We start from the raw sequence: 20,129 nt of genomic DNA, 5'->3' as shown, positions 1-20,129 counted from the left end.
AAGTACGGTGTCTTCTACTCCGTCGTTGATCTCCAGGCCGCCATCAATCGCTTCATCACCGAGCACAATCAGCAATCCCAACCGTTCGTCTGGAGAGCCGACCCACACAAAATCATCGCTGCCGTCACGCGCGGGCACCAAACGTTGGAATCAATCCACTAGCTGACTTTTCTCCTGCGGCCCGGCAAAAGCCGGCATGACCGCCACGTCCCGATCGTACTGACCCGCTCGATAAGAGCGGGCGAGAACATTACCGCAGACCGGGGCAGCAGATTGTTGCAAACCGCGAGGATGTTTGCGAGTGGAGAGGGGTTGGTCCGCGCCTTCTGATGTTCTGCGAAGACGCCGACGGCAGCTGCGCGCTTCAGAACGAACTTGATAGATAAGATCAAGCTGCGACCTTCTTGCGGGTCCGCTTCGCCGGCGCCGGCGTTTCCGGCTCTTTCGGCTTGCGGCCGAGCCCTATCGTCTTGGCCAATGCCGAGCGCGCCGCGGCGTAATTCGGCGCGACCATGGGATAATCCGCCGGCAGACCCCATTTGGCGCGATACTCATCCGGCGTCAGCCCATAGTGGGTCGACAGATGACGCTTCAGCGCTTTGAATTTCTTCCCGTCCTCAAGGCAGATGATGTAATCCGGTGTCACCGACTTCCTGATCGGGACTGCAGGCTTGAGAGCCTGCGGCTCTTCTGCGGAGACGCTTTCGGCCGTGCCCTTAAAAGCTGCGTGCACTTGTCCGATAAGGGCAGGGAGATCGCCCACCGGCACCGGATTGTTGGACACATAGGCTGAGACGACATCGGCGGTGAGCTCGATGAGGACGTCGATGTTGTCGTCGGCTTCTTCTGTCATGAAACTCTCCGGGTAGCGTGAAAACATAGTCGGTGAAGGATTGCTTCATTAGTGGTGGTTGCCGCGGAAAGCAATAAATCTCTCGCCAGCTTATTGCGATACTCGTCCAACATGAGGTCTAGTCAGGCTTCCGTCAGATACCACGAGTATGATGATACCCTCAGCGTGCAATGCGACAGGAATGACCGTGCGCAATTGTATTCTCATTTGCGCTCGGGGTTGGCTATGACGGGTATTGGTCGACGTGGTGGCTTGTACAGTGGGCAAGTCAGAGCTGGGGGCGCGGAGGACATAGGGGGGGCCCGCGGTCCTGCCTCTGGACAAGGTGGCCAACAGTTCAATTCGCTCATGGAGCGGATGCGTTCCGACCATGAAAATCCAGAGGGCGGACCCGTCCGCACCAGTGATATCCTGCGGGACGCGTCTCCTCATCCATCAGTTGGCGCACGCGGGAGGCGGCGCGGGTTGGATAGGGAGGAAGGCTGGTCGCATTTCGAGGATGAACCCTGGCGCGGCGATCAGGTGACTGAGGACTTGCAATCGCGTGCGCTGCCGCCCCGGCGACAAGATCGTGGCGCATTCAATCGGGAAGAAGGCCCCTCGCGTTTCGGGGATGAACCCTGGCGCCGCGAGCGCCCGCCCCGGCGACAGGATCGTGGCGCACCCTATCGTGAAGAAAGCTCCTCCCGCTCTGGTGGCGAGCATTGGCGCGGCGATCGGGCGGCCGAGGGCTCGCAAAGGGGCGAGCTCCCGCCTCAGCGACAGGATCGTGGCGCACCCTTTCGGGAAGAAAGCTCCTCCCGCTCTGGTGGCGAGCATTGGCGCGGCGATCGGGTGGCCGAGGGCTCGCAAAGGGGCGAGCGCCCGCCTCAGCGACTGGATCGTGGCGCACCCTTTCGGGAAGAAAGCTCCTCCCGCTCTGGTGGCGAGCATTGGCGCGGCGATCGGGCGGCCGAGGGCTCGCAAAGGGGCGAGCGCCCGCCTCAGCGACAGGATCGTGGCGCACTCTATCGGGAAGAAGGCTCCTCCCGCTCTGGGGGCGAGCATTGGCGCGGCGATCGGGTGGCCGAGGGCTCGCAAAGGGGCGAGCGCCCGCCTCAGCGACTGGATCGTGGCGCACTCTATCGGGAAGAAAGCTCCTCCCGCTCTGGTGGCGAGCATTGGCGCGGCGATCGGGTGGCGGAGGGCCCGCAAAGGGGCGAGCGCCCGCCTCAGCGACAGGATCGTGGCGCACTCTATCGGGAAGAAGGCTCCTCGCGTTTCGGGGACGAACCCTGGCGCGGCGATCGGGCGGCGGAGGGCTCGCATTGGGGCGAGCGCCCGCCTCGGCGACAGGATCGTGGCGCACTCTATCGGGAAGAAGGCTCCTCGCGCCCTGGGGGCGAGCATTGGCACAGCGATCGGGCGGCCGGAGACTCGCAAGCAAGCATGCGCCAGCGCAATCGGGCGGCCGAGGGCTCGCAATCGGGCACGCTTCCGCAGCCTAGGCAATCCGCAAGCGACCTGGGTCCTGGACTTGGAAAGCGGCGCGTAGACGACGTAGCCGCGCAGAGCCACGCCAGCTTTGAGCGACCTGATCCACAGTATTCAGGCGAGTTGCATGCAGCACTAAGAGGAATTGCTAACGCGCGTGACATCGGGGGTTTCTCAAGAGAGGTGGTGAAGCATTCCAAGCGCCTCCGGATGCCGGATCAAGCAACGTTCATGCAAAAGGCCTCCGTCGATTTTGAACGCAAATTTGTCCCGCGCTTGGAGGAAGATATCGACGCCCGGCAATCATGGGGGTACGCCACTACGTGCAATGCGGTGAGCCGGTATGCGGGAGGGCAGGCAGGTATAGAAGCTTGCAGGGCTGTCGCAGCTCGGATGTCGCAGCTTGATCTCGCGTTAATGAAGAAGATTGAACCGAAAGCGCTTTCGCTCTTCGCATCATCATTCGGTCGGGACCCATTGTCGACGAAATGTCGCGATGGAGCGATGAGAATCGCCCGAATTTGTCACGATCAAAGCGGCGTACTTGGTGAGCTGGGCGGCCAAAATCTCTCGTTGCTGGCCAATGGTTTCAGCAAGTGGCCGGAAGCACCGGACTGTCGCAAGGCCACAGCCGCGATCGCCGATGAGGTCCTTCGCCGCGCCGAAAGCGAGGTCGGGCTCTCTGACTTTATGCAGGAGCATCTGACGTGCCTGGCGAATGGTTTCAGTAAGTGGGCGGAAGTGCCGGACTGCCGCGAAGCCACAGTGGCGATCGCCAGCGAGGTCCTTCGCCGCGCTAAACGCGACGTCCGGCTCTTTGACTTTACTCAGCAGGGGCTGGCGAACCTGGTGAACGGTTTCAGCAAGTGGCCGGAAGCACCGGACTGTCGCAAGGCCGCAGTCGCTATCGCCGAGGCGGTCCTTCGTCGCTCCGGAAGCGGCGCCTTGATCTCTGATTTTACTCCGCAGGACCTTGCGAACCTGGTGAACGGTTTCAGCAAGTGGTCGGAAGCGCCTGGCTGCCGCGAGGCCACAGTCGCCATCGCCAGCCAGGTCTCTCGCTTTGCCAAACGCGAAGCTCAGCTCTCTGACGTTACTCCGCAGCACCTGGCGAACCTGGTGAACGGTTTCAGCAAGTGGCCGGAAGCGCCGCACTGCCGCGAGGCCATAGTCGCGATCGCCAGCGAGGTCTCTCGCCGCGCCAAACGCGACGTCCGGCTCTTTGACTTTACCCAGCAGGGGCTGGCGAATCTGGTGAACGGTTTCAGTAAGTGGCCGGAAGCGCCGGACTGCCGCGAGGCCACAGTCACGATCGCCGGCGAGGTCTCTCGCCTTGCCAAACGCGAAGCCCAGCTCTCTGACTTTAATGCGCAGGACGTGGCAAACCTGGCGAACGGTTTCAGTAAGTGGCCGGAAGCGCCGGACTGCCGCGAGGCCACAATCGCGATCGCCGGCGAGGTCTCTCGCCTTGCCAAACGCGAAGCCCAGCTCTCTGACGTTACTGCGCAGCACCTGGCGAACCTGGTGAACGGCTTCAGCAAGTGGTCGGAAGCGCCGGACTGCCGCGAGGCAACAGTCGCGATCGCCGGCGAGGTCTCTCGCCTTGCCAAACGCGAAGCCCAGCTCTCTGACTTTAATGCGCAGGACGTGGCAAACCTGGCGAACGGTTTTAGCAAGTGGCCGGACGGAGGGGCCTGTCGCGAGGCCACAGTCGCTATCGCCGAGGCGGTCCTTCGTCGCTCCGAAAGCGGCGCCTTGATCTCTGATTTTACTCCCCAGCACCTGGCGAACCTGGTGAATGGTTTCAGCAAGTGGCCGGACGAGACGGGCTGCAGCAAGGCCACGGTCGCGATCGCCGGTGAGGTGCTTCGCCGTGACAACCGGCTCTCTGATTTTAGTCCGCAGGGATTGGCGAACCTTGTGAACGGCTTCAGCAAGTGGCCGGAAGCAGCGGCGTGCCACCAGGCAGTCCTGGACATCGTGCGCAAACTGGGCTCCGGAGGCCAACGATTCGGAACGTTCACCACACTTGAGCTCGGCATGATGGCCAATGCTCTGGGGCGAAGTGTCGCCAGGGGAGAGGATACAGGAGAGATCATAGAGACCGCTCTGCTGAAGGATCGGCTACACCAGCTGGCCCGCTACCTTCACTATGCCAGTGATCGTCTGGAGCAGGCCCACGTTCTGAACATCGCCGTGATTTTCAAGGCGCTGGCCAAGGCTCGATTGTTTGACGATCTCGGTTTGCTCGCACGGCCGGGGTTGGATCGGCTTACGGAATTGCATCGTGCCCCTGGTTTTGCCGCTGAGAACAACCTCGAAACCATGGGCAATCTCTGCCTCGCCGTGCTGCCGCTGGCGCGTAGCCCGCGCAAGAGCCTGCGCTGGTATCGGAGGCAGGCTCTGAATTTGCTGAACGACATTCAACCGATCGTCGAGCATAAGATTGAGGCGCATCTCAAAGCAGGCGATGGCGAGCGGACCCGTGGCCCGTACTCGAGCCGTCGCCCCGCCTTGTCGATCTATCAAGTGCTCAAGACCCGCACGGTTCTGGCGACATTGTTCCGCCGGCCGTATGTCGAGGGCAAGAGGTCCGATTTGCGGGTGAGGCAAGAAGAGCTGCAGTTCAAGACCAAGGAGATTTTGGAGAAAACGGCCGGCCTCATCGAAGGCGACCTTTCCAACATGAGTTGGAACCTGATCGCGGAGATCGCGGCAGAGACCCCGCTTGATGCGCTGGACACGTTCATGGCGCAGAATGTGGCGACGGTCCAGGCCCAACATCCAGCGTCGGTGTTCGACGTCCATCAGGTGTTGCGAGCAATGGACCACGAGCCCAGACCGCCGCAAGGTGAGGCGGGACTGATGCAGTTGCCGGTGGTGGACATGCAGGGCCGGCCAGTGGCCACGGAGCCCGAGACACGCTATTCGATTTTTCATCGCCTGACCTCGGGAGCTTTGCCAGTCGTCGCGGTGCAGCTGCCAGGAAAGCCCAGCCCCTTCATGCTGGCGCGTACGGTTACCGTCGAGGGTGTGCCATACCGCATGGACCTGTTCGGCGGAAGCAAGTTAAAACCACCGAAACCGACCCTCTCGCAGCTCGCCGCCCGCGCCCCGGACGCCGCGGCAGCCATGTCTCCTGGCGGAAAGCTGCTGGCCATTCCGTATGCCGATACCGCATCGGGCACGGCGTTCGAGCAGCTATTGCGCGCCTGGGCCCCTTTCAAGGAGGCATATTATTACACGCAGCGCAGGGGTTTTGCCGCGCCTCCAGCAATCAAGGGGCTGGGCCCTCACGACTACGCGCTGGAGGGCGCCTTCAAACTGTCGCTGCTGCCGGATCGCCCTGCGAACCAGGAACATCCCTTCAAGCTAACTGGGCCGGAAGGCCCGATCGCCTTGCGATCGCATGATGGCTGCGGTTTCATCAAGGCCTCGCTGGCCAACCGCATGCCGTCTGTTCATCGCGCCCGCCGGCAGGAAGGTCCTGATCGGGTGCCTGCCTTTGCTGAGGGACGCAGATCGTCCCTGCCTGCCTCGGCGCTGCAACATTATCCACGCAGCGAGTCGGTGGCCGATGAGGCGCAAGAGAAGGCCAAGACCTGGCTCGAGAGCCGACAGGGGCAAAGGCTGTCGGCCGAGGAGTTGTTTCGAACCGTGACTGGCGGACATATCGACGGTCCTGGCGCGATTGCCATACCCTCCAGCGACGAGTGTCTCCATGTGCCGACGCTCAAGAGCGAGACGTTGACGGGGACGAGCGGCGTGCTGATCGGGCGCTCGCCCTATGACAAGCCCAACCTGCGCCCGTTTGCCCCAGAAGGAGTCAAGTCGGCCCTCGAGGGGGATCCGACCGCTGTGTTTCTCGATAACTGCACGGCCATCCAATACAGCTTCAACGTCGCCCAGAAGTCAGGGAGGGAACTGGCGGCCGACGATCCGACCTTTTTTGCCAAAGGCATTCTGATCGTTGTCCCGGATAAGATGTGGCCGGCCGCCTACGCCGACCGTGGGCTGGTGATGTCTGCCGAGGACGTCAAATGCCATGCGAGCTGGACCTCGAGCAAGGACCGCGTCAAGGTGGACACGCCGCTCGACTGCCTCGGCATCCTGCAGGCGACCGAGGTGTTTGCCCCGGGCTCGTTGGTGGCTGTCCCGACCGGTGAGCAGAAAAAACTTGACGGCGACTTCGACGGCGACACCGTCATCATCCTCGGCGACCGGCCGCAGCTTTATGAGCATTTGCGCGCGTTCGATCACCGGGAGCAAGCTCTGGGACTTCCGTCGCTGAAGCCGCCAAAGTCCCATACCCCGGCGCTTGAGGGCGACGATTACCAGTTCGGTCGCGCCCGCCAGATCCTCTCTGCCACGCAGAATGTTCTGGAAATTTATACCTGCCTGCAGCGAAGCTTTCTGGCTCAATCCCATGAAGCACGACGCTGGTTTGCCGAGCGTGCCGTCTTTGGCACCTACGAGGGCGTTCACAACGAGCTCCGGCGAGACATCGGTCAGCTGTTGAACCAGGAAGAGGTGAGTGGCCAGGATATCCAGAACACGTTTGCGAGGGCGAGGCGCGAGATTGAGGTCGCCAAACATCCGGTTGCCCGCGAAATGGCCGAGTTGCTCGTCTCCGACCTTGTGGCATGGGCAGTGAAGCAGGGTGGGCAACTCCTGCCCGAAACAATCGAAAGCGCGAACGCCGCAAACCCGAGCTTCAGCGCAAGGCTGTGCGAGCTTTACCCGGATCTGACCGAGACCTATCCGGCAACGCCTCAGCCACGAGACCGCATCCAGCTTTTGCTCGACCACTATCCTGCTCGCATCGATTCTCGCCCAGATGGTTACAATCCGGACGACCTCGTACAAAGCGCAACCAACTTGCTGAGCCTCGGCATCAAGGTCGGCACCGACGCGTATAAATCCGATACTGGCGCCAACCTTTTCTTCAAGAAGGGCAGTTACCTTCAGCGGCTCCTCCACCAGACACCGGGCTTGAAGTCCGTGCCCTATGTCAAGGGCGTTGCGGCGACCCTCGCCCAGGGAAGGTTTGACGTCGATGCGACCTTGGATGATCTGAAAGACAACCCCACGCTGGCCGCTGGCATCATGGAGGCCTCGATCAAATTCGCTGCGGATCAAGGCATTCTGCCGAAACCTTCTGGCCTCCGGCCCACGGCCGAGGATGCCGACATGATGATCGCGCTGACCCGCGCGGAGGCTTCAGAGCGCGCCCAAATCGAGGCTGCCCGCGCTAGAGCCGAAGAGAGCAAAATCACCGAGGCCGCGCTCAGCGTCGCCGAAAGCCTCTGGAAAGCGGACTTCCAGGTGAAGATGCCCCATCTGGAGCGCCGCTTGAAATCGCATGCCTCCATAACAGATGAACTCACCGGCATGAGCGTCCCGCCCGGCAGCGCTCCACAGCTCCTCACCAATGCTGTACGCCATGTCTTCGAAATCCCTGACGAGCATTTTATAAACGCTTTTAAGAAAGCCATGCTGACCTTCGATGACCGGGGCTACACCGAGGTCAGCGTGGTCAACTGGTTCAGTAAGCAGACTCGAAATTTCTTGGGCATCAAGGTAGTGCTCGCCACGCCCGAAGCTTATCGCTTCGAGGTCGAGTTTCACACGCCAGGCAGCTACAGGGCCAAACTGGCCAATCACGACACTTATAAAATCCTTGGCAAGCTTCGGCAGCAGCATTCAAGCTGGAATCCTCCGCAAGCCAAGGCCGAGGAACTGATGAAACGCGCCATCGAGGTCTGTGCCGAGGTTGCGATCCCCAAAGGCGCCCTTAGCATACCAAACTGGAAAGCCGAAGAGGATCCTAGATCGAGCGCTGCTGCGGCATTTGGAATGCGAGTTGGCGAAAAATCAAGAATGTCCGAGATCGCCAGGTCGCCGGAAGCAAGCGAGATTGTGCCGGCCCTCGGCGTGCGGCCGATAGCGCTCGTCGGCATGTCGGGCGTCGGTAAATCCACCATTGGCGAGCGGCTTGCAAAAGGGTTGGGGTTGAAATTCATCGACTCCGATGCCGAGATCAGGAAAGAGGCCGGCATGTCGATAAAAAAACTTTGCGAAACCCATGGCGAGGAGCATTTCAGGGAGCTTGAGGCGAGAGTGATTGCGCGTGTGCTGAAGCAAGGACCGGCAGTGCTCGCGACCGGTGACAGTTCCTTCATCCATCAGCAGACCCATGGGCTCATCCAGGACAAGGCGGTCTCGATCTGGCTCAAGGCCGATGCCGACCTGATAATGCGACGGCTCGGGAGACGACGCGGTCGCCGGCTGCAGCAGGCCTCGAACCTGCTGGGCACTGTCACACAACAGATCGCTGAGCGTGAGCCGATCTATCAAAATGCTCATCTCACGATCGCTTCGCGCAATGTGTCGCATGAGAGGCAGATGGATGAATGCGTCAGGGCGCTGCACGCCTATCTGCGTCCCGAGCCGGCCGCCGCTCTGCCGGGCGTCTAATAAATCCCGTTAATGAGTTTCCCGCTCCCGACGCGGATAAGAACCTAGGAGCACGCTCGCCCCATTATTTCATACAAAGTGAGCCTGCCCCCCTTGTGCGAAGTTCTGGGTTCAATCCGGAAGAGATTTTAGCAAGCGTTCCCCCAACTTTGGGGAGATGACGAGACCTCCAACCTCCGCGACGGAAACACCGCCGTCTCATGGGATGCGCACGCGGCATTCGCTTTGCCCGCGCCCCCTGGGAGGCCTGCGCAGGGGCGAAGCAGGCGGCTTCTCCTTAAAGTGTCCGACTAAAGCAAGCTCGCCTGCTCAGCCTCGCGGCGCAGTTTTGCCGCGGCCCCGGCCCGGCCGGCAGGTCCCTTAGCCATTCCTTATATGACTCGGCACCGACCGCCTCGGAGAACTCCGGCACAGTCGGATAGATGGTGTACCAAGGCAGGCGGGCCTTGTGATATTTTGTCAGGATCGAGGTCCGCAACAGTTTACCGTCCTATGCCGATAACTGTCATCCTTACCGCTGCGGTTCTCCTGGGTCTTGCGCTATGTCAAATCCGTTCCGCTTTCGCCGCGACACTGTACTTCGCCAATGCCTTTCCTCACGCGATGGTCCGCTCCAACCGACGAACGCGATGGCATGAACACAATATCGGTTAGCTACAAGCGCCATCGTTCGCCCTGCCGAGATCATCACGCACACCGAGATTTTCGATGCTTTCCCTCCAGACTGCGCCTGGTCGAGGAGATCGGAGCGCGGCAATGCCATATGCTGGGGGACGATACGGCTAGGAGCCAGACATTGCTCGCTAGCGGACGCCTCGGATAGCGATATCCGGCACTTCGATAAGCGCGTGGTATCGATTACCGGCAAGAAGCATTGGCAGTGGGCGCGCCGTGATCAGGACAGGAACGTGCTCGACGTTATCTTCCAAGGCTGCCAAGCGCCTGCTGACCCAGTCGCTTGCACAGAGTTGCGGCCCCAAGGGCATGATCATCGACAAATGGCGTTCTAATAACGCGATAGAACGTCAGGTGCTGCCGAAAGTCGATCATCGCAAAAGAGGCTGAACAATCGCGCCGGGGGGTGCCATCGCGAAAACAGTTGGCCATACAGGACTTCCGATCCAGAGGCGGTTTACAACGCGTCGATCTTTCCAGCCTTGCGAAATCACTTGTCCGGACTGATTGGTAAGCTGCTGCACGCGATCGCCTTCAAGATGGGCCATGCACGAAAACATGGCATGCCCGGCTTGGCAAGTGAATTTCATGTCGACGTCAGTGGGTATCTCGCCCGATGTACCGAGCGGTGCCGCCGCATGATGTCTCAAAGCCTACACAACAAACAAAAGCTGAGCTATTGAACGAAAGCGCTGGGCAGCGAACAGACTATCTATCCGAAACGTCTGCTTTTCGTGCTCAGCTTGACCTTCAAAGCGAAAAGAAGGAACCGCAACAAGGTGCGGCGGCCAACCTGAGCGTAAGCCCGCAGCTACGTCTTCAGGATGGCGCGTTATTTGCGAGGTCGATTTCCGTAGCCGTTGTGACGTCTGCCTACAACAAGCGGAGATGACTATGGCGATTGGCCCAGACGCGCTGAATTCCGTGGGGCAACTGACGAGTTTCGCTTTGCGTCGAGGCGCAGCCCACCGGAGCACGCGCGAATGAACATCAGGAGCCTTCTCCTCGGCTCAACTGCAGCCCTGATCGCCCTTTCCGACGCGCGCGCGGTCGATGCTGTCGCTGTGGCCGAGCCAGAATCGACCGAATACATCAAGGTCTGCGACGTGTACGGCTCGGGCTACTTCTACATCCCCGGCACCGAGACCTGTCTGCGCATCGGCGGCGATGTCCTTTACGACATCGGGCTGGGCCATGTCGGATCGTATGACGGCGCCAGAACCTCAGACCTGAGGACTGGTGAGGATCAGGGCACATGGCGAAACAACGCTCGCTTGACCTTCAAAACTTGGACCGGCCAGGAGACCGAACTCGGCACACTGAAGACCTATACGGAAACCCGCATGGGCTTTGGTAATCGCAACGCTTATTCGGGCACGGACAGCCCGCAAAACTACGCCTTCAACAGAGGCGTCAAATTGGCTTTCACCTGGATTCAGCTTGGCGGCCTGCGAGTTGGTAAGGACTGGTCGGCCTTCAACGTGTTTACTGGCCACGCTGGCGACGTCCTCAATAAGATGCTTGTTCCGCACGGCGGCTACGAAACCAACGTGGTTCAGTACTACTTTGACACCGGTAACGGCTTTTCGGCGGTGGCTTCACTCGAAGAAGGCTCGGGCGTAGTCGGGACTATCGACAGCTATGTTCCGCATGTCGTCGGCGGCGTGAAATACATGCAAGGCTGGGGGGCGATCACTGGCGTTGTCGCTTATGACAGCAACTACGAATCTCTGGCTGGTAAGGTCGGCGTCGACGTCAATGTCACAAACGAACTTTCGCTATTCGGAACGTTCGGCTACGGCTCCTATGGCAAGCTCAGCGATAACTCCATTAACACAATCGACGCTCATCGTCGCAGCTTCTACAAATTTTGGGGCGGCAACTGGGCTTTCTGGGCCGGCGCCACTTACAGCTTCAACGAGAAAACTTCGTTCAACCTTCAGGTCTCGGGTGATCAGCTCAAGGACTATGGTCTGACTGCAAACGCTGTCTATACGGCGTTTCCAGGTCTAATAATCACAGCCGAAATCGACTACGACCACTATGGCGACTTCGGCGCCGGCATGGTTGACCCTTCCAACGTGAACTGGACCAAAGCCGACAAAAAGAACAGCGTCGGCGGCATCATCCGTTTCCAACACTCATTCTAACGGAATGAGAAACTGCATCTGGGTGGTCCGATTGAAAGCAACCCATCGACCGGGTGCAGCAGCCCAGCGCATCCACGCTCCAGACGCCGGCCTTGGCCCAGCGGGTGAAGCGGGCATGGACGCTCTTCCACTTGCCGTAGCGCTCCGGGAGGTGCTGCCAGAATGCTCCGGATCGCAGGACCCATAAAACTCCGTTCACAAACAGGCGGTTGTCGGCGCCGCTGCGGCCCGGATCACCAACCTTGCCCGGCAGAAGCGGGGCGATCCGGACCCACTGCGCCTCGTTCAGTTCATAGCGCTTTACACCCATCAAACCCGCTCCGAATCAGTAAATCCGGAACGCATTGATTCAGCACATCTCAGTTTTGGAAATCCTGAATGTGGATTGGTCCTAGCGCGCCTTGCAGGATGCGGCTGATCATGCCCAGGCCATGCGAGCGCTGCTAGCGGGATCGCCGCCACATGCCGCGCATTGCCGCCGATGACGCTCGAGCGCAGGTCCAGGCCGAGAGCCTTGCAGAACGACCGGATCAAGATCGTCTGGTCGGGATCCCACGCTTGCGGCCGGCGTGCCGCAGAGCGGGCCTAGCGGATCGTCCTCGATGATGCCTACCTCGGGGTAGCGCTGGAGGATGCCGGCCCGCGCTTCAGCCCGGTCATTCGACATGGAAAGGCCGAGCGGCAGGTGCGCGCGCGGCTGGTAGACGAAGGCCATGGGCCGCTTCGCCAGAGCGTTCGCCAAGGAAGCGAGCGCCGGGCCCTCGGCATCCCATGCCACGGCTCGATAGTGCCCGGGACGGGTCAGTGCAAAGGCTCGTCGCGTTTGCCGCCACCCGGGCACAGGGCCCGGGCGTCACGATGTATGTCGGTAGCTTTTCAAGTTGTCCGGTTTTGGTAGCCCATCATCTGTCGCTTCTGTTGTTGCGTCGAAGCGGTTCACGCGGCGCGGTTGCGTTCGGTTGGCGGGCCGCCGAGGGCGCCCTCGGCGGCGTAGCGGGCGATACGGCGCGGCCCATGGAAGACGGCCAGGCTGCCGTTCGGATATTGCCTGACCTTGACGTTCGCCCTGACGTAATGGTGCCGGATCGGGCTCGGCGGCAGTTGCAATCTCAGCCGGCCGAAGACGATGGTGTTGTCGCGGCCGACGATACGCTCCTCCTCGATGCACAGGATCTCGGCCAACTGATCCGGATCGGCGGCGACAAAGGCGCTCTCAGCGATCTCGGGCGGCCTGGCGAAGCGGACGTTGTGGGCCTGCAGGTAGACGTCGGCGATGAAGCGGTTGGCCGCTTCGACGTCGGTTACGCCGGCCAGCGCCAGCTCCCTTGGCAGTCGCTGCTGCAGCGTCGAGAACATCCGCTCCGAGCGGCCTCGCGCTTCGGGCGAATAGGCCGGGATGTGCTCGACGCCGAGCCGGGCAAGCGCGCGTCCAACTTGGGTCGGCCGCTCCTTGTCCACCTTGTCCCCGGCCTTGGGCGTGCGGAAATAGTGGCTTCCGCGATCGGTGTAGAGGCTCGACGGCAGGCCATGGCCGCAAAACGTCTCCATCAGACCTTGGAAACTCGAGGCCGTGCCCTCCTCCTCGACAAGGCTTAAGCTGGTTGTTTCGGGGCCATCGCACAAGCTATCAACCTCTCCAGCACCTGATGGGATCAAGAATTTATTCCTTTAGCTATCGACAATGACCTCTGATTGATCTCGCCGATGTCCTTGCGCTCCTCGATCAGCCCGACGATGAACGCTTCATGCGCATCGAGGCTGGAGGCGCGGCGGCGGCGGCCCTGCCCGCGGCGCGCCGGCGGTGCAAGGCGCCTTCGGTGATCGTCGCAACGCCGGCCGAATCATAGCTGCGATGTTCGAGATGCTTCAAGGCGTTGACCAATCGCTCCGATACCGGCAGTTGCCCAACGATGCCAACAATCCCGCACATGTTCGCCTCCGAATTGTCCCCAGCAGTCCCAACCGAGGCAGTAATAGAGAGGGGGCGGGGCATGACCGCCTTGGTTTAGATCGATATATTAGAGCCTTAGAAGATTGGTAGAATTGATTATAACAATAACTATCATTCATATTTTGGATAGCTGACAGGCCTTTGAGGGCCTGATCTCCATCTCCTGAGGCTCCACGCACTGATCGACCGCAAGCTCGCCGCGCGACGCGAAGATCAACCTGTCGAGCGCGAATTGCCGTGGCTACGCAAATGCAATGCCGCGGGCGTCCTACAAGCCTCGGCAGCGGCAGCCCCTGTCCAGACCTGCCCCAGTGTGGTTCCGACACCTCCAGTGTCGTCCCTTCTCCATCAGGTGATATTGACCGAACAGCCGCAGCGTGTCGCGATGGATGAGCTTGATGGGGCCACGCCCTTCAGTGCGAACACTTCACGCCGCCGGCAGGGCAGCGTGCGCGCGAGAGGTGAATATGCGAGATGCATCCATCATATGGATGCGTCCTCATTCGAACAATCGATTTGTTCAATGGGCCAGCTTCTCGATAGCTAAGCGTCAGTCAGGGAATCATGGGGGTCTGGAGGGCAACGCTAGCCTAACGAATGCAGGGGGCCGCACTAGGAGGATCGATACGCAGAGAAATCGAAATCGGGTTGCTCGCATCCCGCGCTAGTTTCGACGCGTCAACAGGTCTTCACATCTCGCTATCCCGACCATTGCAGGCGTGCGGCTTGTACGCCCTGCGATTATTTCTCGGAGAGAGAGATTACGAATACCACGACGAGTTGCGCGACTTCTGCTGTCGCCCCGATCTCAGAGCCCACGGTGGCGTGTGCAATGGATTGTCCTCCCTTGAAAGGAGAAGAAATGCGAACGCTGCTCGTGGATCATCATGCGGGTCTTACGCACACAGTGCCAGTTGCGCTCGCGGAAAACGGCTTTGCCGTTGATGTCGTTGGTAGCCTGGACCAGGCGTCGAGTGCATTTTCTTGCGCGAGCTATGAAATTCTCCTGCTGGAGTTGGCTCTACCTGATGGCGATGGCTTGGATTGGCTGAGGCAGCTTAGGAGCGAGGGACATTCAGTTCCTGCCCTCGTTATGAGTAACCTCGACGATCTCGATAAGCGAATTGCGATTTTCAATGGTGGCGCGGACGATTTTCTGCTCAAGCCATTCTCTACCGACGAGCTTATCGCCAGAATGAGAGCCGTTCTGCGCCGGTCGACACAGAAGACCGACCCCATCATAGTATTTGGCAATCTCCACTTCGATCCAATCGGCCGAGAGGTTTCGGTTGCCGATCAACCGCTGAGGATGGCACGCCGCGAACTATGTATTCTAGAGCATCTGCTTAACCGTGCGGGCCGCATCGTGCCACGTGCGCAGTTGGAAGATCACCTCTATTCGTTCAACGACGAAGTATCTGCCAACGCGCTTGAAGTCGGAATCTATCGCTTACGGGGACATCTGTGCAGGTCAGGTGCAACGCCACGAATCAAGACCGTGCGCGGCATTGGCTACATTCTTGAATTGACCGACGGTGTATCCGCATAGTTGGTCGAATTTGAAAGAAAAGACTGCCTTGAAAATCGTTCCAACTCGTCATCCTGACACCAATCGGCGGCCGACGCTCATCGTCGGTTCGAGACCTGCCGTCTCTCCTTACTTGGGCCATCTCCTCTGCGCGCTCGTTCTGCTATCTCCACTTTCTGCGGCTGCCCAGAACAAGCCGGATGCGGGGGCGCCCCGTGCCGCTTCCAACAGCATCAACACCACGCTGAACCTTTCCTCTTCGCTCGGCAAGACAGTTCATTTGCCGGCGCCAGCCGCGACCATCTTTGTTGCCGACCCGACGATCGCCGATTATCAGGCACCCTCGAGTAGCACCATCTTCGTCTTTGGCAAGAAATCCGGGCGAACCAGCCTATTCGCCCTGGACAAAAACGGCGAGGCACTCGCCGAGTTACGGATTGTCGTCACCCAACCGATCGGGGATCTGCGCGCTATGTTGAGGGACCAGGTCGGCGATTATCCGATCCGCGTCAACTATACGCCGCGCGGCGCAATCCTAAGCGGTACAGCGCCCGACGCCGAGGCCGCCGACACTGCCAAAAGGGTTACTGAGCAATTTCTCGGTGACGGTGCGCAGGTCGTCAATAACATCAAGGTCGCCGGATCCTTACAGGTTAATCTCAGTGTGCGCGTAGCAGAGGTCTCCCGTAGCGCCATGAAGGCACTCGGCATCAACCTGTCCGCCTTCGGTCAAATCGGCAACTTCAGAGTGGGTTTGTTAAGCGGCAAAGGTGGTGGCTCTGGGGCGGCAAATGGTGGCGGTACAGCAGAAATCGGATTCGACAATGGTGCTGTCAACGTCGGCGCGGTTCTCGACGCGCTCGCCAAGGAGAACATCGCTTCGGTGTTGGCTGAGCCGAACCTTACCGCTATGTCCGGTGAAACCGCCAGCTTCCTTGCCGGCGGCGAATTTCCCATTCCTGTCCAGCAGGAAAATAGGCAAGTCTCGGTAGAATTCCGTCACTTCGGCGTCAGCCTGGAATTCGTGCCAACCGTTCTCAACAACAACCTAATCAATATTCACGTAAAGCCGGAAGTAAGTGAACTTTCGGCACAAGGTGCCGTTGAGATCAACGGTATCTCGGTGCCAGCAGTTTCCACGCGCCGAGCCGACACGGTCGTCGAACTCGCCAGTGGGCAGAGCTTCGCAATTGGTGGTCTCATCAGGCGTAACGTCAACAATGATATCAGTGCTTTTCCATGGCTCGGCGAAATGCCGATCCTTGGCGCGCTGTTCCGCTCGTCCTCGTTTCGAAAGGAAGAGTCGGAACTGGTTATTCTGGTTACGCCCTACATCGTAAGGCCAGGCTCCAACCCCGACCAGATGAGCGCACCCACGGACCGGCCGGCGCCGACTTTGGACGCGGGAGGCACTGCGACGAATTCGTTGGCAAGTCCGCCGCGAGGCCCCGCGACTGCCCGCACCGGCGCGCCAGGCGCCAAGGGCGGTCCTGGCTTCATCATAGAATAGCTGTCGGCCAATGACGTTGCGGATCATAGTTCTCCAGATCGCTCTGACGGCAAGCGTAAGTGGCTGCACAAGCGCTACGCCGATCGATGTCGAGCCATCGGCACCAATCCTAATCCGACAGGAGACCACCGTCCTGACGTTAGAGAGCCTTCGCGCTTCCGGACGGCAGCGCTTGCGTGTCTTCCTTGAGAGGGCCAGTCGCGGTCGGCGCGATGCCCTCCACCTGCTTATCAGCGGGTCGTCCCAGCTCAGCGCAGAGGCAGTCCATCAGGCCAGGCAGATGGGCCTCGACGCTTACAGCATCCATTTGCTCGACCAACACGACGGTGGCGCAGTGCGAATAGAGGCGATTGTCTATCATGCCCGCCCCCCTGTCTGTCCGTCGTATTCCGGCGCTTTACTCACTGAAAAGTCCTTGCACCAGCCGCTTGGCTGTTCGACTCGCCATAACCTGGCGGTAATGGTCAACGATCCGCGCGATTTGCTCGACAACAAGGCTGTCGAGCCAAGCGATGGCGATCGTGCGGCCATACCAGTTGCCACATACAGGACATTCGCGACGGGTAAAGGTGGCTGACGTAAGGTCTTTTCGTCTAAGCCCGGTAGACCCACCGGCGCCAGCACGTACCGTCGCGTATTGTTTATCGGTTGCATTATGGAGCGGCACGTTGCGCCGGACGCGGCTGAACGCGGGCCCGCACTTGATCATAGAGCCGACTCTCACCGGGCATTGCGAGAGAGACCGCGAGGCCAAATGGCACCAACTCATCGACCGGCGCGGCCGGATCGGCATCTCTTTGAATTTTCAGCTGCAAGCTCATGCCTTCGGCGACAACCGCGGCCTGCGCGCCGCTCCACACCCGGGTGAAGACGGTTCCGCGATTTGTCTGGTTCCCGTCCGGTTGCCAGGCATCGGCGGATACGCCAAGCCCGGCAACTTCGGAGGGATCAAGGATCCTCATTTTCACCTCTTCGCCGGACCTGAGGACGATCAGTCAAAATCGGCTAGACCGATCGTAAGTGTTGGTATCGCCTTCAGCCGAGAGGCAAAATCATCCCGACTGATCTGGTCCCGTCCATTCTGAACATTACAAATCGACGACCACGGGAGGTCCGAAGCCAAGCCGAAGGCCATCCTTAAGCAGCGAAGTCGAAGCTCACATGCCTTGGGACTACGCCACCTGGAACGGCTTCAGCTTGCTGCTTGTCCCGCATCCCTGGAAGGGCCTCCGCAGGACCGGCCAGCATCCGACCATTGGCTTTGACTGAGCATTCTTGTTTCATATCACTTCGCGTATCCCAGCGCATAAATCCAAGGTTCGGCAACCGGGAGAACTCCGGGATAATCTGACCCCGGGTCCGCTCCATTCCTGAGCGCCTCTGCGGCCGGCCGGCTCCTCTAGCGCCGCAGGTATTCTTCGGCGGCAAAACTATAGATGTCTCGCTCGTGTCGAACGGTGCGCCGACGCCTGAAAACTTTCCCTCGGCATCATCTCTCAGCCCATGGCCGCCACGGTCCGGTCGAGATTACATGCGAGAGCGGCCGATAAACGGAAAGCAAAGGCTTGCAAAGATGAGTGGTGTGGCTGGCTCTGATGAAGATTTTGCTGCGCCATCGACATTTGCGCCACTCATGCAGCCGACCTTTCGTTCGATCTGGCTCGCCACGCAGGTTTCCAGTCTCGGCTGGTTGATGCAGACTGTTGCCATCAGCTGGCTGATGGCGACGATCTCGACTTCCGACTTGATGGTTGCGCTGGTCCAGGCTTCGTCGACGCTGCCTGCGTTCATATTGTCTGTCTTCGCCGGGGCGCTCGCCGACAATTTCAGCCGTCGCAGGGTCATGTTCGCCGGCCGGTCCCTTATGGTGGTAGCCTCTGCGATGCTGACCGCTTTTGTGGCGCTGGGCTTTGTCGACCCGTGGATGATCCTCGGCTTCAGCTTCTTGATCGCATGTGGCGGAGCTCTCAACGATCCCGCCTGGCAAGCTTCGGTTGGCGATATCGTGCACCGACGCGATGTTCCCGCTGCCGTTACGCTGCTTTCCGTGGGCTTCAACACGGTACGCACCGTAGGTCCGGCGCTGGGCGGCATCGTGGTTGCCTCGTTTGGGCTTTTGGCAGCTTTTACTGTGACCACCCTCACCTATTTGGTACCCTTGGCCACCATATGGCGCTGCAAGTGGAAGGTTCGGTCTTCATCTCTGCCGCGTGAATCGATGAGGACGGCGATCTACGACGGAGTACGCTTCACGGCGATGTCGTCCGAAATCAAGGCGGCGATCGCCCGCGGAACCCTCTTTGGCCTGGCGAGCATTGCCATACTCGCGCTGCTGCCCCTGATCGTCCGCGATCAGTTGGGAGGAGGACCACTCGCCTATGGCACGCTCATGGCCGGCTTCGGGACAGGCGCCGTCTTCGCCGGCATCTCCAACAGCAGGTTCAGACGGAGCTTGTCGCAGGAACGGCTGATGACACTGGCCTGCGTCGCCTGCGCGGCGTGTTCCCTCTCCCTTGCCCTGACCTCTTCGATTGCAGTGGCGGCAATTGCACTCGCCTTGGGCGGCGCGGGGTGGGTCACAGCCTGGTCCGGGGTTGGCGTGAGCGTGCAACTGGCGAGCCCGCGCTGGGTCGTGGGGCGCACGATCTCGATTTACTATGCATTGATAGATGGCGGGATCGCGGCCGGCAGTTGGGTGTGGGGCACGGTGGCCGAAAACCATTCGCTGACCTGGGCGCTGGAAGGCTCCGCTGGAGCTCTGCTGCTGGTCGCTGCAGCCGGAGTGCTGTTTCCTCTGCGTGAGCGCCGCGATTCCGAGCCCGACCCTTTAGAGGAATTCGACGCTCCCGCGGTCGCGCTTGATGTGAAGCCAAGAAGCGGTCCTATCGTTGTCAAGGTCGAGTATCTGATATCCGAGAAAAACCTTGAGGCTTTCCTCGATCTCATGCGCGAGCGCCGGCACGTGCATAGCCGCGTCGGCGCGCGGCAATGGACACTCCAGCGTAATCTTCAGAAACCTATGCAATGGACAGAAACATTCCGCACGCCGACCTGGACCGACTACCTTCGCCTCAACCATCGTCTCACGACCGCAGACAAGCAACTGGACGAACGCGTTTGCCAACTGCACGCGGGGGAGCACCCACCCCAAATGACGCTTTCGATTGAGCGGCCGACAAGCTCGGCCCGCAAACCCGAGCAGTCAGTCCTTCACGTTCCCCGTCATTGAAGCTAAACTGTCAAATATCGGGGCACCAGGGATAGCGAAGGTATGGCGCTCGAGAACGAGCGTTGAGTGGTCGAAGCATCTCAGCCTGGCGCCCAAGCAGGACCTGCTCCAGACTTGGACTAGAGAGCGTGTATTCCGATTTTCCCAGGCGCGCTGAGAGGCCGTTTGGAAAATCGGAAAATTGGGATTTCGGCGGAGGCTGGTTTGTGATTCAAGCTGTGGATGTGGACCGAACAGAGCCGTGGCCGGATGGCCAAGATCGCCAAGAAGACCAAGCGCTACC

11 protein-coding genes and 3 pseudogenes are annotated in these 20,129 nt (G+C 60.1%); 7 read left to right on the top strand and 7 right to left on the bottom strand.

Annotated elements, in window-relative coordinates; all coding sequences use genetic code 11:
- Positions 1-162 (top strand): annotated as a pseudogene (locus D3227_RS37270) (IS630 family transposase); the annotation flags it as partial.
- 226 nt (positions 163-388) lie between these two features.
- Here D3227_RS37270 and D3227_RS37265 read toward each other — a convergent pair.
- Complete coding sequence (locus tag D3227_RS37265; protein ID WP_120019088.1) at positions 389-853, bottom strand: Ros/MucR family transcriptional regulator; 465 nt, start codon at positions 851-853, stop codon at positions 389-391.
- 1,659 nt (positions 854-2,512) lie between these two features.
- Here D3227_RS37265 and D3227_RS37260 point away from each other — a divergent pair.
- On the top strand, positions 2,513-8,803 hold the full coding sequence (locus D3227_RS37260; RefSeq protein ID WP_245452098.1) for a shikimate kinase: 6,291 nt from the start codon (positions 2,513-2,515) through the stop codon (positions 8,801-8,803).
- A 346-nt stretch (positions 8,804-9,149) separates the two neighbouring features.
- On the opposite strand, the pseudogene D3227_RS43365 reads toward D3227_RS37260, so the two are convergent.
- Positions 9,150-9,281: pseudogene (locus D3227_RS43365) on the bottom strand (radical SAM protein); the annotation flags it as partial.
- 1,180 nt (positions 9,282-10,461) lie between these two features.
- Between D3227_RS43365 and D3227_RS37245 the strand changes: the two are divergent.
- Positions 10,462-11,628 (top strand): porin, encoded by a 1,167-nt coding sequence (locus tag D3227_RS37245; RefSeq protein ID WP_120019084.1) that lies wholly within the window; start codon positions 10,462-10,464, stop codon positions 11,626-11,628.
- Positions 11,629-11,707: 79 nt separating this feature from the next.
- On the opposite strand, the pseudogene D3227_RS37240 reads toward D3227_RS37245, so the two are convergent.
- The 4 genes and pseudogenes from D3227_RS37240 to D3227_RS37225 form a co-directional block, all read right to left on the bottom strand.
- Positions 11,708-11,938, bottom strand: a pseudogene (locus D3227_RS37240) (transposase); the annotation flags it as partial.
- Positions 11,939-12,046: 108 nt separating this feature from the next.
- The gene (locus D3227_RS37235) at positions 12,047-12,343 is read right to left on the bottom strand and encodes a transcriptional regulator domain-containing protein (protein ID WP_147377785.1); all 297 of its coding nucleotides are present in this window, start codon (positions 12,341-12,343) and stop codon (positions 12,047-12,049) included.
- Between the two features lie 221 nt (positions 12,344-12,564).
- Positions 12,565-13,251, bottom strand: a complete 687-nt coding sequence (locus D3227_RS37230) for a transposase family protein (RefSeq protein ID WP_147377784.1) — start codon at positions 13,249-13,251, stop codon at positions 12,565-12,567.
- Positions 13,252-13,351: 100 nt separating this feature from the next.
- Positions 13,352-13,558 (bottom strand): hypothetical protein, encoded by a 207-nt coding sequence (locus D3227_RS37225; RefSeq protein ID WP_120019081.1) that lies wholly within the window; start codon positions 13,556-13,558, stop codon positions 13,352-13,354.
- A gap of 883 nt (positions 13,559-14,441) precedes the next feature.
- On the opposite strand from D3227_RS37225, the gene D3227_RS37220 reads away from it, so the two are divergent.
- From D3227_RS37220 to D3227_RS37210, 3 genes are all read left to right on the top strand, one after another.
- Entirely contained in the window at positions 14,442-15,128 is a 687-nt protein-coding gene (locus D3227_RS37220) for a winged helix-turn-helix domain-containing protein (protein WP_120019080.1), read from the top strand.
- A 79-nt stretch (positions 15,129-15,207) separates the two neighbouring features.
- Positions 15,208-16,617, top strand: a complete 1,410-nt coding sequence (locus D3227_RS37215) for a type II and III secretion system protein family protein (protein WP_245452099.1) — start codon at positions 15,208-15,210, stop codon at positions 16,615-16,617.
- A gap of 10 nt (positions 16,618-16,627) precedes the next feature.
- Positions 16,628-17,194 carry a CpaD family pilus assembly lipoprotein gene (locus D3227_RS37210; RefSeq protein WP_120019079.1) on the top strand — a complete coding sequence of 189 codons (567 nt, stop codon included), beginning with the start codon at positions 16,628-16,630 and terminating at the stop codon, positions 17,192-17,194.
- A 76-nt stretch (positions 17,195-17,270) separates the two neighbouring features.
- On the opposite strand, the gene D3227_RS37205 is transcribed toward D3227_RS37210, so the two are convergent.
- Positions 17,271-17,579 (bottom strand): hypothetical protein, encoded by a 309-nt coding sequence (locus D3227_RS37205; RefSeq protein ID WP_208646557.1) that lies wholly within the window; start codon positions 17,577-17,579, stop codon positions 17,271-17,273.
- Positions 17,580-18,190: 611 nt separating this feature from the next.
- On the opposite strand from D3227_RS37205, the gene D3227_RS37200 reads away from it, so the two are divergent.
- Positions 18,191-19,846: an MFS transporter gene (locus D3227_RS37200; RefSeq protein WP_120019078.1), complete on the top strand. Its 1,656-nt coding sequence runs from the start codon at positions 18,191-18,193 to the stop codon at positions 19,844-19,846.
- Positions 19,847-20,129 lie beyond the last annotated feature (283 nt).

Origin of the sequence: Mesorhizobium waimense (genome assembly GCF_003601975.1) — a bacterium.
Classification (GTDB): Bacteria; Pseudomonadota; Alphaproteobacteria; order Rhizobiales; family Rhizobiaceae; genus Mesorhizobium; species Mesorhizobium waimense.
The sequence above is the reverse complement of the archived record's forward strand: the minus strand, read 5'-3'. Positions and strand labels throughout refer to the sequence as shown.